Genomic DNA, 16,430 nt, shown 5'->3' with positions numbered 1-16,430 from the left:
GCCTCAGTCGCTTTCGGTGAACACCTCGTCGCGCTTCTTGCGGACCTGCGGCAAGAACACCACCACCAGCACCGCCAGCGACAGGATCAGCAGCGTCAGGCTGATGGGCCGCGTCAGGAAGGTGGTCGGGTCGCCCCGGCCCAGGATCATGGCGCGGCGCAGGTTTTCCTCCAGCATCGGGCCAAGGACAAAGCCCAGCAGCAGGGGTGCAGGCTCGCACCGCAGCTTCAGCAGGACGTAGCCCAGCAGGCCGAAGAACGCGACGGCGTAAAGGTCATAGACATTGGAATTGACCGAATAGACCCCGATGGAACACATCGCCATGATGATGGGAAACAGCACATAATAGGGCACGGTCAGCAGTTTCACCCACAGCCCGATCAGCGGAAGGTTCAGGATCACCAGCATCAGGTTGCCGATCCACATCGACGCGATGATGCCCCAGAACAGCGCCGGTTGTTCGGCGGCCACGTTCGGCCCCGGCACGATGCCTTGGATGATCATCGCCCCCACCATCAGCGCCATCACCGGGTTGGCCGGAATGCCCAGTGTCAACAGCGGAATGAAACTGGTCTGCGCGCCCGCGTTGTTGGCCGATTCCGGCCCCGCCACCCCGGCAATCGCGCCATGGCCGAATTCCTCGGGGTGTTTCGACATCTTCTTTTCAACGGTGTAAGAGGCAAAGGAAGCCAGAATGGCCCCGCCCCCCGGCAAGATGCCCAGTGCCGAACCAATGGCCGTGCCGCGCAGCACCGGGGCGATCATCGCGCGGAAATCCTCTTTCGAGGGCAACAGGCTGCTGACCTTGGTCTTGATGACCTCACGCTGCACTTCACCTTCCAGATTGCGCAGGATCTCGGCGATGCCGAACACCCCCACCGCCAGCGCCACGAAATTCAGCCCGTCGGCATATTCGCGGATGCCAAGGTTGAAGCGCGGTGCACCGGTGTAGATGTCGGTGCCCACCAGCCCCAGCAAAAGGCCCGTCACCACCATGGCCAGCGCCTTGAGTATCGAGCCATGCGCCAGCGCGATGGAGGATACCAGCCCCAGCACCATCAGCGAGAAATACTCTGCCGCACCGAATTTCAGCGCAACCACCGTCAGCGGAATGGCAAAGATAGCCACCAGCAGGGTGGAGACGGACCCGGCAAAGAACGACCCCAGCGCGGCAATCGCCAGCGCCGTGCCCGCCTTGCCCTTGCGCGCCATCTGATAGCCGTCGATGGCCGTGACAGCGGACGACGATTCGCCCGGCAGGTTGATCAGGATGGCGGTTGTCGATCCGCCATATTGTGCGCCGTAATAGATGCCGGCCAGCATGATCAGCGATGACACCGGTTCCAGCTGGAACGTGATCGGCAGCAGCATGGCGATGGTGGCCGTGGCCCCGATGCCCGGCAAAACCCCGATCAGCGTGCCAAGGATGACGCCGATCAGGCAGAAGAACAGGTTTTCCAGCGATCCGGCTGTGGAAAAACCCAATGCGAGGTTGGATAAGAGTTCCATGATGCGCCTTTCAGAACGAAAGCCACGGGCCGAACCGCCGGAACGGCAGGCCAAGCGCATAGCTGAACACCAGCGTCGAAAACACTGCGACCACGACCGACAGCAGCAGCGCGGGCAGCGGCTTCATCTTCAGCGACGCGAAACAGGCGATGAATGTGGTCAGGAAGATCGAGGGCACAAAGCCCAGCCCCCGCACCGTCAGCCCGAAAAAGATCGGCGCGGGCAGGATATAGATCATGCCGCGCGCGGCCAGCGACCCGATGGGTTCACCGGGCTGTTTGGTGGCGTTGACCACCACGGCAGCCCCCAGCAACACAAGGATCACAGACAGCACCAGCGGGAAATAGCCCGGGCCCATGCGCAGCGCGGTGCCGATATCCAGCCACCAGGACTGCACCCCGAACCCGAGGCCGATGAGGATGAAAAGCACGCCCGCTGCCGCGTCGGCCTTGTCGTAGGATTGCGATGTCATGGATAAGGCTCCGCCTTGGCAAAGGGGCTGAAGTTGCGCGACGTCCCCGGCACCAGTGGCGGTGCCGGGGGTTTGCGACGTCAGTCGGCGTAAACGCCGGCGGCTTCGATCACCGGCTTCCAGCGGCCGATTTCGGTTTCCAGCGTGGCTTTCAGCGCAGCCGGGGTCGCCTCTTCGGCGGTCGAGGGCGCGGTGCCCAGTTCGGCAAAGCGCGCCGCGATGTCGGCATCGGCCAGTGCCTTTTGCAGCGCGGCGGACAGACGGTCGTTCACCTCGGCCGGTGTGCCCTTGGGGCTGTAGATGCCGTGCCAGATCGACACTTCAAAGCCATCCAGCCCGCCTTCGATGGCGGTCGGCATGTCGGGGAAGATGTCCAGCCGCGCGGGGGATGTCACCGCATAGCCCTTGATCGTGCCGCCCTGGATCTGCTTGGTGGTGTTGGTGGTCTGGTCGCACATGATGTCAACCTGCCCGCCCAGAAGGTCGGTCATCGCCGGGCCGGTGCCCTTGTAGGGCACAGTGACCAGCGGCACGTCCAGCGCGCTCATGAACATCATGCCGCACAGATGCGAGGCCGCACCGATGCCCGCATTGGCCATGGTCACGGTGTCGGCATTGGCCTTCACATAGTCGATGAAGGCCGGGAAATCGGCAGGCTCGAAATCGGCGCGCGCCACGATGGTCATCGGCACGGATGTGACGAGGCCCACATATTCGAACGCATTCAGCGTGTCATAGGCCAGGCTGCGATACAGGGTTGCGCTGGTGGCCATGCCGATGTGGTGCAGCAGCACGGTATAGCCGTCAGCCTCGGCACTTGCCACGCGGCCCGCGCCCAAGGTGCCACCGGCACCGCCCACGTTTTCCACGATGATCTGCTGGCCGAGGTCGGCCGACATCTTTTCGGCCACCAGACGGGCAACGGTATCGGTCGGGCCACCGGCGGCGAAAGGCACCACCATGGTGATCGACCGCTCCGGATAGGCCTGCGCGAAGGCACCCGATGCCGCAAGGATAGCTGCGACGGTAAACCCGCCGACTTTTACGGAAACTGCCATAATCTCCTCCCGAGGTTCTTGGCTATGTCTGCCGCGCGACCCCTCCCGGGTTGCGCGGTCCCGTCCACGAAACCGATAGGCGGGCTGTGGCGCAACGCATTTGCGCGGGCGTTTGCGGAAATTGCGGCCTGCCGCTGCGGCAATGGGTGGAAAGCGGAACATGGCGGGAAAGGGGTGGGTGGAAATCCACCCATCGGCGGCAGGCACCCGGCTGTCGCCACCCCTGCCCACACCTCAGGGGCTTTCGGCGTCACTTTCCGGCGGCTCGACGATCAGCCGCCGGTCAAGCCCGTGTTTCTGCATCTTTTCGTAAAGCGTCTTGCGCGAGATCCCCAGCGTTTCATAGACCGCGCGCAGCCGCCCGCCATGCGCCGCAATCGCGCCCGCGATCACGCTGCGCTCAAACCCCGCCACCCGTTCGGCCAGCCGTTCCACCGTGCCGCCCGCCACGGGTGATCCGTCCAGCCCCAGCACCACCCGCTCGGCCATGTTGCGCAATTCGCGCACATTGCCGGGCCAGTCTTGCGCGGGCAGCATCGCCAGCAGATCGGGCGGCGGGCTGCGGTCCTCGACCCCGTGCCGGGCGGCGGATTCGCGCAAGAGTTGCAGGAACAGCAGCGGAATATCCTCGCGCCGCGCCGACAGGGGCGGCACCCGCAGAACCGCCACGTTCAGCCGGTAATACAGATCGGCGCGAAACCGGCCCTGTGCCACCTCGGGCTCCAGATCGGATTTGCTGGTGGCCAGAAACCGCACATCCAGCGGAATGGGCTCGTTCGAGCCCAGCCGGGTGATCACCCGTTCCTGCAACACCCGCAGGAATTTCGCTTGCAGGTCAAAGGGCATGGACCCGATCTCATCCAGCAGGATTGTGCCGCCCCGCGCATGTTCGAACTTGCCGAAGCGGGCACGCAACGCGCCCATGAAGGCCCCGGCCTCATGCCCGAACAATTCGCTTTCAATCAGCGTTTCCGGCAGGGCGGCGCAGTTGATGGCGATGAAGGGCCGATTGGCCCGCGTCGACAGGTCATGCAGGGCGCGCGCCACCACCTCTTTACCCGCGCCGGTAGGGCCGATGATCAGCGCATCGGCATCCGACGCGCCGATGGCCCGCAGGCGGTAGCGCAGGTCCACCATCACCTGACTGCGCCCCGGCAGCCGCGCCTCGACATCATCGCGCTTGCCCGCCACCGCCCGCAACCGGCGGTTTTCCAACACCAGCGCGCGATGGTCCACCGCACGCCGCAAGACCGAGGCCAGCGCCTGCGTGGTGAAGGGCTTTTCAATGAAATCATAGGCCCCGCCGCGCATCGCCTCGACCGCCAGCTGCACCTCGGCATGGCCGGTGACAAGGATCACCGGAATATCCGGGTCAATCTCGCGCAGGCGTTGCAGCAGGGTCATGCCATCCATTCCCGGCATCCGGATGTCGCTGACCACTGCTGCCGTCAGCCCCGGCCCGGCCAGCGCCAGCACCTCTTCGGCCGATGACACCGCCTCGACCGTGAAACCCGCCAGATCCAGCGCCTGTTCGGTTGACCGGCGCATCTGTTCGTCGTCATCGGCCAGCAGAACGCGGATCGGGGCGGGCAGGTTCATTCGGCGGCCATCCGGCGGGGCAGGGCGGATTGCAGGATCAGGCTGAACACCGCACCGCCATCCGGGTCGTTGGCCACGCGCAGCTCACCGCCGAAATCCTTCATGATGTTGTAGGAAATCGACAGGCCCAGCCCCAACCCCGACCCCACCCTTTTGGTGGTGAAGAACGGGTCGAAAATGCGTTCCGCAATCGCCGCAGGCACCCCCGGCCCATGGTCGCGTATGTGGATCACCACCGCGTCGCCCTCGGCGTGGGCGGTCAGGTGGATGCGGCGGTCGGGGCCATCCTCGGTGGCATCGGCGGCGTTGGACAGCACGTTCACCAGCACCTGTTGCAGCCGCACCGCGCCACCGCGCACCGGGGGCAGGTCGGGGGCAAGGTCAACCAGCACCTCGGCGCCCGCCGCCTGCAAGCGGTTGCCCACGATCTGCATCGCCTCGGCCACAACCAGCGGCAGCGCCAGATCCTTCAGCGGCTCGTTGGGCTTGCGGGCCACATTGCGCAGATGTTTGGCGATGGCCGCCATCCGGTCGATCAAGGACAGGATCTGCCCCACGTTTTCGCGCGCGCGGACCGGTTCGCCCCGGTCGATCAGGATGGCCGCGCTGTCGGCATAGTTGCGCGCGGCGGCGAGGGGCTGGTTGATTTCATGCGACAGCGCCGCCGACATCTGCCCCAGCGCCGCCAGCTTGCCCGCCTGCACCAGATCGGCCTGCGTGCGGCGCAGCTCCTGTTCGGTCAGGCGGCGCTCGGCAATCTCCATCTCGATCAGGGCATTCACCCGGGCCAGATCGGCGGTGCGTTCGTCGACCCGGCGTTCAAGTTCGACCTGTGCCGCCGCCTGCATCTGCATGCGTTCGGCCAGCCGCGCCCGGCGCTGCCAGACCAGCACCGCGCCAAAGCCCGCGGCACAGATCAACAGCAGCAGCGCCACAACCGCCAGCCGCGCCTGCCCGCGCAGATAGGCGGTATCGACCAGCACATGCACCGTCCAGCCCGCGTCAGGCATGGCCTGTGTCGCCTCCAGATACTCCTGCGGCGGGGCGTCACGGTTGGCCAGCCGCAGCAGGGGCATGCCTTGCTCGGCGCTGCGGCTGTGCGGCAGAAGCCCGATCGTGGCATCGGAATAGCGGCGCGAGGCGGTGGTGCGCTCGCTGCGTTCGCCGGTCAGGGGCAGCATCGCGGTATAGCGCCACTCGGGTTCCGACGACATGAAGATGATGCCCTCGGTATCCAGCACCAGAATGCGGAACTCACCCCCCGCCCAGCTGGATTCCAGCGCATCAAGGCCGATCTTGAACACGATCACCCCGGCCACCGCACCATCCGCCCCCCGCACCGGCGCCGAGAAATAGTAGCCCCGCACCCCCGATGTGGTGCCCAGCGCATAGAACCGCCCGTTGCGGCCCGCTGCCGCCTCGGTGAAATAGGGGCGATACGCGAAATTCTGGCCGATGAAACTGTCAGCCCGTTGGTAATTGCTGGCGGCGATGGTGGTGCCGTCCATTCCCATCACGTAGATGTCAGACGATTGCAGCACATCGTTTGTTTCCTGCAACCACATGTTCATGGCCTGCCGCCGCCCCTCGGCCCCCGGCGCGAACAGCGCGCGGATATCGTCGTGATCGGCCAGCAGTTCTGGCAGCGCCTCATACCGGCGCAGGTGGCCTTCCAGCCCGTTCACCGTCAGCCGCAGGGCCGTATCGGCGCGCGACATGCCTTCGCTGAGGTAGAACCGCGTGGCCAGCCGATCACCCTGCAACATCACGGCAAACAGCGCCAGCACCGCCAGCGCCGATAGCACCACCCTGCGCACCGTCATCGCGGTCTCCCTGATCCCTGGCCGCATCTTGGGCGATGGGGCGCGGGTTGTATAGGGGGCAGCCCGGTCAGGGCTTGCCGGGCGCCACCAGCCCCTGTGCCACCCAGCCATCAAGCACCGCCAGCGCGGCTTCGGCAAAGGCAGCGTCGTTGATATGGCCGGGCACCTGTTGCAGCGTCACGTTTGCCGGGCATTCCGCAACCAGTGCAGCACAAAACGCCGCCAGCCCGGCTGCATCATGCAGGGGCGCGCCCGGGCGGTCCCATTCGTTGCAGCCGGCCGTCGGCATCAGCAGCGTCACCGGGCCATTGGCCTGCGCCAGCCGCGCGCAGATCGCCTGCGCCAAGCTGCGCCTTTCGGCCGTGTTCAGCACAACCGAGGTGATCAGCCGGTTATGGGCATGCTGCACACTGTCCCTGAATCGTTCCGGCAGCGGGTGCCATCCCACTAGATCGACCAGATCATAGCAGCCGGGTGCCACCATCTGCGGGATGCCGCGCCGCCCCGCCGCCATTAGCCGTTCCGGGCCCGCCGAAATGGCGGAACCGAACAGATGGTTGCCCAGTTCCTGCGGGGCAAAATCCATCACGGCGGCAAAGGCCCCGTCTGCCGCCATGCACTCGAACGCCCGCCCGCCCATGCCGGTGGCGTGAAACACCGCCACCTCGTATCCGCGCGCCTCCAACGCGGGTTTCAGCGGCACCATGTAACGCAGCACCGTCTTGCCGAAACTGGTCATGCCGATCAGCGGGCGGTCGCGTGCCGGAGGCTCCACCGCCCGCGCGGCGCCCAGCACCGCCCCCGCCGCCTGTGACAGTGACGCCTTGCAGACCGGGTTCAGCCCGTAAAGCCCCCCGGCCCACAGGATCATCTGAACATCCGCCGCCAGCCGTTCCGGCGGGATCATCGGCGAAAAGCTGACGGTGGAGACGATGTATTTCGGCACGCCCAGCGGCAGGGCCGCGCAGACATCCAGCGCCAGATCGGTGCCCATCGACCCGCCCAGAATGATCACCCCGTCAAACCGGCCCTCATCGAACAGCCGCCGCACCAGTGCCGCCGCCCCGCTGGCCATCATCTGCATGGCGTGGTTTTCATTCTGCGACGCAATCGCGGCCGCGATGTTGGAACCGGCCTCTGCCGCGACATCATGCTTTGACCAGTCGGTCGCCAAACGGGGGTCGCCCAGCACCGACACATCCATGGTCAGCACCTCGCCCCCCTGCGACCGGATGCGTGCGGCCAGATAGGACAGCTCATCATCCTTGGTGTCATAGGTGCCTATGACGAGAATACGGTTGCCCATGCCTGCCCCCTTACAGCTGAATCCAGGCGGTTTTCAGATCGGTGTATTTGTCCAGCGCGTGCAAGGATTTGTCATGCCCGTTGCCCGATTGTTTCACCCCGCCAAGGGGCACGGTGTTGTCGGCCCCGCCATAGGTATTCACATGCACCACGCCCGCGCGGATACCCCGCACCATGCGGTGTGCGCGGGAAAGGTTGCTGGTCCAGACCCCCGCCGCCAGCCCGAAATCGGTGCCATTGGCCAGACGCAGCGCCTCGGCCTCATCGGCAAAAGGGGTGACGGCCAGCACCGGGCCGAACACCTCGGCCTGTGCAAGGCGATGGTCCGGTTGCACACCGGTCAGGATCGTGGGTTGCATGTAATAGCCGCCAGTGCCCTCCAGCGCCCGTGCGCCGCCAAGCGCAAGCGTGGCCCCTTCGGCCTGCGCCTCGGCCACGAAACGCAGGTTGCCCTGCAACTGCGGCAGGCTGTTCACCGCGCCGATCTGTGTGGTCAGGTCCAGCGGATTGCCCAGCCGCATCGCCGCCGTGGCCTCGGCCACCGCCGCCACGAAATCATCATGCACCGATGCTTCCACCAGCAGGCGCGACCCCGCCACGCAGACCTGCCCCGCATTGCGGAATATGGCCGTGGCCGCCACCTTGGCCGCCTGCGCCAGATCGGGCGCATCGGCAAAGACGATGTTGGGGCTTTTGCCGCCCAATTCCAGATAGACACGTTTCAGGTTTGACCGCGCCGCATATTCCAGCAGCCTGCGGCCCGTAGGGCCGGACCCGGTGAACACCAGCACATCCACATCCATCGACAGGGCCAAAGCCTCGCCCGTCACCCGGCCCGGGCCTGTGACCACGTTCAGCACGCCGGGCGGCAGGCCTGCCTCCAGCGCCAGTTCGGCCAGACGCAACAAGGAAAGCGAGGCGGTTTCCGCCGGTTTCAGCACCACCGAATTGCCCGCCGCCAGCGCCGGGGCCAGTTTCCATGCCCCGATCATCAGCGGAAAGTTCCACGGCACGATGGCCGCCACCACGCCCACGGGTTCGCGGTGGATCAGGCCCAGAACGCCCTCGGGCGTGGGGGCAATCTGGCCATACACCTTGTCCAGCGCCTCGGCATAGTAGCGGAAGGTGCCTGCCGCCGATCCGGGTTCGGCCTTCAGAGCCATCGCAATCTCGGTGCCGTTGTCGCGCACGCCCAGCACGGCCAGTTCCGGCGCATGCCGGTCGATCAGGTCTGCCAGCCGGGTCAGCACCGCCTTGCGGGCGGCGGGGGGCTGGCGCGACCAGCGGCCATCGTCAAAGGCCGCCCGCGCCGCCGCCACCGCACGGTTCACATCGGCGGCCGATGCGGATGCAAGCGTGGTCAACACCTGCCCGTCGATGGGCGATAAAACCTCCAGCGGCGCATTCTGCCCCTCCACCCGATCAGCCCCGATCAGCAGGCGGCCCGGTGCGACCGGCGCTGCGGCCAGCCGGTCAATCGTTGCTTGGTCAAGTGTCATTGATCTGCCAGTCCTCGCGCGGGCGGCGGCGTTTCAACCCGCCCCTTATGGTGAAGAAAATCAGCAGCGCCAGCAGCGCCACCATCAGCGCCGATATGGGCCGCGTCACGAAAATGGTCAGATCGCCGTTCGATCCGCCCAGCGCCTGCCGCATCCGCCCTTCCAGTATCGGGCCCATCACCAGCCCCAGCAAAATCGGGGTCAGCGGCCAGCGGTGGCTGCGCAGGATGAAGCCCAGAAGGCCGAACACCATGGCAATGCCGCAATCCGCCAGCGAATAGTTGCTGGCATAGGTGCCGATCAGGCTCAGCGTCAGGATCACCGCACCCAGATAGCGTTTGTCCACCAAAGTGGCCCGCGCGATCCATTTCGTTGCCACCATCAGGAACAGGATGATGACCACATTCATCGCCAGCAGCGTCCAATAGAGGCCCGATACAAACTCGGGCCGGTTCAGGAACAGGTCTGGCCCCGGCACCACGTTGTGTACCAGAAACACCGCCAGCATCATTGCCGTCAGTTCCTCGCCCGGGATGCCCAGTGCCAGCATGGGGATCAGTGCGGCGGGGGGCACGGCGTTGTTGGTGGCCTCGGACACGATGATGCCCTCGGGCGAGCCTTTGCCGAACAGTTCCGGGTGCTTTGACACCTTGCGCGCCCAGACGTAATTCACCTGCTGCGCCAGAAATTCGCCTACCCCCGGCATGATGCCGCAGATGATGCCGACCAATGACGAGCCATAAAGCGTGACCGGATAGCGGAACACCTCGGCAAAGCCGGAAAAGAACCGGCCGCCCAGTTGCACTGGCGGGCGGGCATGTTCGCGCCGCGTCAGTTGCACCAGCGCCTCGGACATGGCGAACAGGCCGATGACCGTGGGCACCAGCGGGATGCCCGACAAAAGGCTTTGAAAGCCGAAGGTATATCGCTGCGTCGCATAGGCGGTTTCCACCCCCACCGTGGCCAGAAACAGGCCGAAACACAGCGCCGCCGTCGCCTCGACCCGGCGCCCGGCATGGCCGATGACCACCAGAACCAGCGCCGCCAGCGCCACCATGGCAAATTCGGCCGATCCGAAATGCCGCGCCACCTGTGCCAGCGGCTGTGTCAGCAGCATCAGGGCCAGCACCGCCAGCACACCGCCCACAAACGACGACGAATAGGCCAGCGACATGGCCCGCCGCGCCTCGCCCCGTTCAACGAAGGGTTTCGCCTCCAGCGCGGTCAGCACCGCCACGGGCGAGCCGGGCGTGTTTATCAACACCGCCGGGATGGCCGACCCATAGGCCGATCCGCAATAGACCCCCAGCAGCAGGGTCATGCCGGTCAGCGGGTCCATGGAAAAGGTGGTGGGCAGCAGGATCGAGATTGTCACCGCCGCCCCGGCCCCCGGTATGGCCCCCACCACCACCCCCAGCATCGCGCCAAACACCATGACGGCAAATACCGTGGGATCGGCCAGTTGTTGCAGGCCCAGCAGGATGAAATCCATGATATGTCCTCAGAACCAGCGGGTCAGGGCGGTGCGGATGGCGGCAGGGAACAGGTCATAGGCCATGGCGGGCGGCATCCAGACCCCCAGACCCATGCGGAACACCGCCGTCAGCGCCAGCGCGGTCAGCGCACCGGCCAGCAGCCAGCGCGGGCTGCGCAGCCCCACGCGCAGCATCAGCCCCAGCAGAAACAGCAGCGTGGCGGCAAAATAGCCGACAAGGCCCAGCGCCCAGATGTAACCCGCGAAATAGGCCAGAAATTCCAGCGGTCGCAGCCAGCCCAGCATCCTTGCCCGCGCCTCGGCCCGCTCGGCGGTTGTGGCCGGACGGCGGCGCAGATCAACAGCCGACCGGGCCAGCGTCACCAGATTAGCCAGCACCAGCAGGCCCAGCGCCACACCGGGGGCCAGCGCCGGGCGGGTCCACCAGCCGCCCGACGCCTGCCCGGGCCGGGTGACGGCAAACAGCGCCAGCAGCAGCGCCAGCGATATGGCGAAGAACAGCACTGTCAGGGCCATGCTTTCCAACCGGTTCGCCTTGTCCTCGTCATTGGTCATGCCGCACCCCGCCTGCGTTTCAGCCCGGCCCCCGGGCCAAAGAAAAGGGCGCGGCGGTTGCCCGCTGCGCCCGGCTGGTCAGATCACTCGGTCACACCCAGCGTTTCGCGCACGCGGGTCAACTGGTCGAAGTCAAGGTTGATGCGTTCGGCGCTTGCCGCCTGATCCATCCAGTAAACCAGCGCGCCGGTGGTTGCGGCAATCTCTTGCGCCTCGGGGCTGGCGACAACGGCCTGCGCGGCTGCGGCGATCTTGTCTTTCACCTCTTGCGGGGTGCCTTTGGGCACGAAAAGGCCGTTCCACAACGTGCTGTCAAGGCTGGGCTCCAGTTCGCCCAGCGTGGGCGCGTCGGGGGTGATGCCCATCCGCTCGCCGGTGATGGTGGCCAGAACCTTGATCTCGTTCAGGCAGGGCAGCACAAGCTGCGCGGTGGTGTTGATCACATCGGCATCGCCGTTGGCGAGGGTGGAGCAATCCAGCGCATCAAACGCCGCCTCGGCCCCGAATGTGCCACCCAGTTCCTGCACGCCCAGCACGGTCAGCAGCGTGGGTTCCAGCCCATAGCCGAAATGGCCCAGACGCACGGTGTTGGTCTTGGAATAATCGGCCAGTTCCTGCAACGAATTGTAGGGCGCATCCGCGGCCGCCGCGATGAGGAACGGGTAGGTCAGGAAAATGCCCACCGGTTCGAACGTGTCGCGGGCCACCTGCGCATCCGGCCCCATCGTCTTGACCGTGGGAATGCCCAGAACGAACGACCCGATCACATGGCCGTCGGGGGCCGCGCCAGCCACCTCCAGCGCGCCCACGATGCCGCCGCCGCCGGGGCGGTTCACCACCGCAGCGGGTGCGCCATACATCGACTGGAACTCCTCGGCGATCATGCGGGTCAGCACATCCTCCAGATCACCGGGCGGCCATGGCACGATGAAGGTCACGGGTCTTTCGGGGTATTCGGCCAGCGCCGCACCCCCAAAGGCAGAAAGCGCCAGCGCACAGGCACCGGCCAGAAGGCCCGTCTTGGTCATGATCGTCTCCCGGTTTTGTCGGTTCATTATTTGAACCATTGGTTTGAATTTAGATTGACAGACCGCCCGCCAATCTGTCAACAAAAATGAAACCACATCTGCACAGCCGACTTCCGGCGGCGCAGGGCACGGGCAAGGGGCGAAAAAATGGGCACCGTTGGAAAGGCGCTGGAACTGCTGGATTACTTCAGCCGCGCCCGGCCGCAGATCGGGCTTAGCGATTTTGCGCGGCTTTCGGGGCTAAACAAGGCCACCTGCCACCGCCTGCTGACCGAGTTGCAGGAGTTTGGTTTTGTGGAACAGGCGGGCCTTGCCCGCGAATATCGGCTGGGGCCCGCAATGCTGCGTCTGGCCGCGCTGCGCGAGGCCCATGTGCCGATGCAAGAGGCTGCGCAACCGGTGCTGCGCCGTCTGGCGCTTGCCACAGGCGAAACTGCGCATCTGTCAGTGATCGTTGGGGAAAAGCTGGCGTTGATCGGCTTTGCCTATGCTGCGGCGCACGGCACTAAGGTGACGATGGAGGATACCGAGATCCTGCCGTTTCACGCCACATCCTCGGGTCTGGCGCTGATGGCCTTTGCCGCACCCGCGCTGTGCGAAAGGGTTTTGGCGCAACGGCTGGAGGCCTATACACCGCAGACCGAAACCGACCCGGCCCGCCTGCGCGCAAAGCTGGACCAGACCCGCGCCATTGGCATGGCGGAATGCACCAGCGCCTTTGAGGCCGATGTTCACAGCTTTGCCGTGCCGCTGTTCGATGCGACCAACAACTGCACCGGCGCGCTGGCCGTGGCCGCGCCCGATGCCCGGGTGACGACCGCACTGGCGGCGCTGATTCGCACCGAACTGGGCCGCGCCGGGGCCGACATTACCGCACTCTGGGGGGGCAGCCTGCCGCCCGAACTTGTCACCCGCTGGCAGAACCGCTGACCCGCATCCGAAAGGCACGCCATGAAAGATCAGAATTTCCTCAAGGCCAACAATGCCCGCAGTTTCTGGCACCCGATGACGCATCCTGCCGACAGCCTGAAAAACGCGCCCACCATCATCACCGGGGCCAAGGGCGTGCGCATCCGCGACATTGACGGGCACGAGGCGGTGGATGCCGTGGGGGGCCTGTGGAACGTGAACCTGGGCTTTTCCTGCGACGTGGTGAAACAGGCCATCGCGGCACAGCTTGACCGGCTGCCTTATTATTCCACCTTTCGCGGCACCACGAATGACGCGGTGATCGAACTGGCCGAGGAACTGCGCCTGTTCTTTGAACCCGACGGGCTGAGCCGCGCGTTCTTCACCTCGGGCGGGTCGGATTCGGTGGAAACCGCGCTGCGGCTGGCGCGGCAGTATCACAAGGTGCGGGGCGAGGCGGGCCGGGTGAAATTCCTGTCGCTGAAAAAGGGCTATCACGGCACGCATATCGGCGGCGCGTCGGTGAACGGCAACGCCAATTTCCGCACGCAATATGAGCCGCTGCTGCCCGGCTGCTTCCATGTGCCCGCACCCTACACCTACCGCAACCCCTTCAACGAAGCTGACCCCGCACGGCTGGCGCAGCTGTGCCTTGCGGCATTGGAGGATGAGATCGCCTTTCAGGGGGCAGGCACCATCGCCGCCTTCATCATGGAGCCCATTCTGGGCGCGGGCGGTGTGATCCCGCCGCATCACAGTTTCATGCCCGGGGTGCGCGAGATTTGCACGCGGCACGGCATCCTGCTGATCGCGGATGAGGTGATCACCGCATTCGGCCGCACCGGGGCCTGGTCAGGGTCGCGCCTGTGGGGGGTGCAGCCTGACATGATGTGCACGGCCAAGGCCATCACCAACGGCTATTTCCCCTTTGGCGCGGTGATGATCTCGGAAAGCGTGGCGCAGGTGTTCGAGCGGGATGAGACAGGCCGCGCCGCCATCGGCCATGGCTATACCTATTCCGGGCATCCGGTGGGGGCGGCGGCGGCGCTGGCCTGTCTGGCGGAAACGCAGCGCCTGCGGGTGAACGAAAACGCGGCGGCACGGGGGGCAGAACTGCATGCGGGCCTGCTGGCCTTGCAGGGCAGGCACGAGGCCATCGGCGATGTGCGCGGAGGCCACGGCCTGATGCTGGCGCTGGAACTGGTCGCCGACCGGGCCACGAAAAAGCCCGCCGACAAGGCGGTGCCCGCCCGGGTGCAGCAGGTGGCCTATCAGGAGGGCGCGATGGTGCGGGTTTCGGGGGCCAACATCATCCTGTCGCCACCACTGATCCTGACCTCGGGCGATGTGCAGGTGATCCTGTCGGCGCTGGACGCGGGCCTGTCGGCAACGGGCGGGTGAGGCGCGGGCGGGGCAACGCCCGCCTCAGCGTTTCGCGCTCCAGCTCATCGAGGCATGTTTGCGGGTGTAGAATTCACCCATCAGCCCGATCATCACGCAGGCGATCATCACATAGATCGGATAGGCGATCGAACTGTAGCGCGGGTAATAGTCGAGAAAGATAAAGCCGCGCCCCTGGTCGATGGTGTGAAACAGCGGGTTCCAGTCAAACATCGCCAGCATGTAGCCAGGCAGGGTGTTGGCGACGAACATCTTTCCTGACGCGATCATGTTGGCGCGCATGTAGATCTGCGCGGCGATGTTCACCACATCGGGCTGCCAGGGCTTTGCGGCCAGAAACACCATGCCGATCCCCACGCCCGACCCCCAGGACAGCAGGAACATGCCCATCATCCCCACGGGTTCATCAATGGTGATCGGGGTGAAGATGGCATGGTAGAAATACAGCACCACCCCCGCCGACAGAACCTGCGTGTAAAGTGACCCCAGCGCCGCTGCCGTGATCGACACGATCGGGTTCATCGGCGAATGTTTCATCATCGGCGAGGTCGGCCCCTCGGCGGCCACCACCGCCCCCATCGCCTTGGCATGGGTCATGAACATGAAGATGCCGGACATCACATACAGCAGGAAATCCCCGCGTATCGCATTGCCGCGCATGCCCAGCAGATCGAACATCAGGAAAAAGATCACCACCAGCAGCACGGTCTGGAAGATGTTCATCAACAGGCCGATCAGCGCGTTGCCATGGCTTTTGCGCACGTTGCGCACCGTGGCGTGGAACACCAGTTCCAACAGGCCTATGGCCGTGCGCGCGCCGCTTTTCCTGACCTCGGTTCGAAACATGCCTGCCCTCGCCTTCATCCTGCGGCGATACCACAGTATCCCGGGAAATCTTGATGTTCCCCCAACAAGGCATGATAAGGGCAAAGGCAAGATTTTTCAACAACGCGGCCCCCGCGCCACGGAGACGGAGCACAGCATGAACTTCGATACCCTCATCCCGGTCATCCGCCGTCTGGCGCTGGAGGCGGGCGACCGGATCATGCAGGTCTATGACGGCCCCGATTTCGCGGTGAAGGCCAAGTCGGATGCCAGCCCGGTAACAGAAGCCGACGAGGCGGCGGATGCGATCATCTCCGCAGGCCTGCGCGATGCCTTTCCCGATGTCGTGCTGATCACCGAGGAACAGGCCGACAGCCACAGCCTTTCGGCCAGCACGTTCCTCATCGTCGATCCGCTGGACGGCACCAAGGAATTCGTGCAGCGGCGCGGTGATTTCACGGTGAACATCGCCTATGTCGAAAACGGCGTGCCGGTGCGCGGCGTGGTCTATGCCCCGGCGCAGGGGCGGCTGTTCTACACCCAGGCCGATGGCACCGCGGTTGAGGAAACCGGCGATCTGGCCAAGGATGCGCCGGGGGTTGTGACACCGATCCGCGTGGCCGATGCCGACAATGCCGCGCTGATGGTGGTGGCGTCAAAATCGCACCGCGATCAGGCGACCGATGACTACATCGGCAAATACGCGGTGAAGGATATGAAATCTGCGGGATCGAGCCTGAAATTCTGTCTGGTCGCCACCGGCGAGGCCGATCTTTACCCGCGTCTGGGCCGCACGATGGAATGGGATACGGCGGCGGGCGATGCCGTGCTGCGCGGCGCGGGGGGCCAAGTGGTGCGGTTTGATGACCACACACCGCTGGCCTATGGCAAACCGGGCTGGGACAACCCGTTTTTCATCGCCTATGCCCCCGGCGTTGACCTGAAGGCGTAA

14 protein-coding genes are annotated in these 16,430 nt (G+C 65.3%); 3 read left to right on the top strand and 11 right to left on the bottom strand.

Translation table 11 applies throughout. The annotated features are described in order from the left end of the window. Positions 1-3: 3 nt before the first annotated feature. The 10 genes from GEU84_RS12680 to GEU84_RS12635 all read right to left on the bottom strand — a co-directional run bounded on the left by GEU84_RS12680 (position 4) and on the right by GEU84_RS12635 (position 12,343). A complete protein-coding gene (locus GEU84_RS12680; protein ID WP_152826621.1) occupies positions 4-1,509 on the bottom strand; it encodes a tripartite tricarboxylate transporter permease in 1,506 nt (501 codons plus the stop codon). Between the two features lie 10 nt (positions 1,510-1,519). Further along, a complete protein-coding gene (locus GEU84_RS12675; RefSeq protein WP_152826619.1) occupies positions 1,520-1,981 on the bottom strand; it encodes a tripartite tricarboxylate transporter TctB family protein in 462 nt (153 codons plus the stop codon). A gap of 80 nt (positions 1,982-2,061) precedes the next feature. Next, positions 2,062-3,039 carry a tripartite tricarboxylate transporter substrate-binding protein gene (locus GEU84_RS12670; protein WP_152826617.1) on the bottom strand — a complete coding sequence of 326 codons (978 nt, stop codon included), beginning with the start codon at positions 3,037-3,039 and terminating at the stop codon, positions 2,062-2,064. A gap of 234 nt (positions 3,040-3,273) precedes the next feature. Beyond that, on the bottom strand, positions 3,274-4,638 hold the full coding sequence (locus tag GEU84_RS12665; protein WP_152826615.1) for a sigma-54-dependent transcriptional regulator: 1,365 nt from the start codon (positions 4,636-4,638) through the stop codon (positions 3,274-3,276). Then, positions 4,635-6,461 (bottom strand): sensor histidine kinase, encoded by a 1,827-nt coding sequence (locus GEU84_RS12660; RefSeq protein ID WP_152826613.1) that lies wholly within the window; start codon positions 6,459-6,461, stop codon positions 4,635-4,637. Before GEU84_RS12660 ends, GEU84_RS12665 begins: the two co-directional genes overlap by 4 nt. Before the next feature lie 67 nt (positions 6,462-6,528). Then, positions 6,529-7,767 (bottom strand): Tm-1-like ATP-binding domain-containing protein, encoded by a 1,239-nt coding sequence (locus tag GEU84_RS12655; RefSeq protein ID WP_152826611.1) that lies wholly within the window; start codon positions 7,765-7,767, stop codon positions 6,529-6,531. Between the two features lie 10 nt (positions 7,768-7,777). After that, positions 7,778-9,265, bottom strand: coding sequence for an aldehyde dehydrogenase family protein (locus GEU84_RS12650; protein WP_152826609.1), 1,488 nt, complete (start codon positions 9,263-9,265; stop codon positions 7,778-7,780). Next, positions 9,255-10,757: a tripartite tricarboxylate transporter permease gene (locus GEU84_RS12645; RefSeq protein ID WP_152826607.1), complete on the bottom strand. Its 1,503-nt coding sequence runs from the start codon at positions 10,755-10,757 to the stop codon at positions 9,255-9,257. The genes GEU84_RS12650 and GEU84_RS12645 overlap by 11 nt, the downstream gene beginning before the upstream one ends. 9 nt (positions 10,758-10,766) lie before the next feature. Continuing rightward, the gene (locus tag GEU84_RS12640) at positions 10,767-11,315 is read right to left on the bottom strand and encodes a tripartite tricarboxylate transporter TctB family protein (protein WP_152826605.1); all 549 of its coding nucleotides are present in this window, start codon (positions 11,313-11,315) and stop codon (positions 10,767-10,769) included. 83 nt (positions 11,316-11,398) lie between these two features. Continuing rightward, positions 11,399-12,343: a tripartite tricarboxylate transporter substrate binding protein gene (locus GEU84_RS12635; RefSeq protein ID WP_152826603.1), complete on the bottom strand. Its 945-nt coding sequence runs from the start codon at positions 12,341-12,343 to the stop codon at positions 11,399-11,401. A gap of 147 nt (positions 12,344-12,490) precedes the next feature. Between GEU84_RS12635 and GEU84_RS12630 the strand changes: the two genes are divergently transcribed. Both GEU84_RS12630 and GEU84_RS12625 read left to right on the top strand, forming a co-directional pair. Beyond that, positions 12,491-13,273 carry an IclR family transcriptional regulator gene (locus tag GEU84_RS12630; RefSeq protein WP_152826601.1) on the top strand — a complete coding sequence of 261 codons (783 nt, stop codon included), beginning with the start codon at positions 12,491-12,493 and terminating at the stop codon, positions 13,271-13,273. 21 nt (positions 13,274-13,294) lie between these two features. Then, on the top strand, positions 13,295-14,653 hold the full coding sequence (locus GEU84_RS12625) for an aminotransferase class III-fold pyridoxal phosphate-dependent enzyme (RefSeq protein ID WP_152826599.1): 1,359 nt from the start codon (positions 13,295-13,297) through the stop codon (positions 14,651-14,653). Positions 14,654-14,677: 24 nt separating this feature from the next. On the opposite strand, the gene GEU84_RS12620 is transcribed toward GEU84_RS12625, so the two are convergent. Next, a complete protein-coding gene (locus GEU84_RS12620) occupies positions 14,678-15,499 on the bottom strand; it encodes an ABC transporter permease (RefSeq protein WP_152826597.1) in 822 nt (273 codons plus the stop codon). Between the two features lie 136 nt (positions 15,500-15,635). Between GEU84_RS12620 and cysQ the strand changes: the two genes are divergently transcribed. Further along, positions 15,636-16,430 carry a 3'(2'),5'-bisphosphate nucleotidase CysQ gene (cysQ, locus tag GEU84_RS12615; RefSeq protein WP_152826595.1) on the top strand — a complete coding sequence of 265 codons (795 nt, stop codon included), beginning with the start codon at positions 15,636-15,638 and terminating at the stop codon, positions 16,428-16,430.

Source organism: Fertoeibacter niger, assembly GCF_009380135.2.
In the GTDB taxonomy this organism is placed as follows: domain Bacteria; phylum Pseudomonadota; class Alphaproteobacteria; order Rhodobacterales; family Rhodobacteraceae; genus Fertoeibacter; species Fertoeibacter niger.
This window is presented reverse-complemented; position numbering and strand designations above follow the sequence as displayed.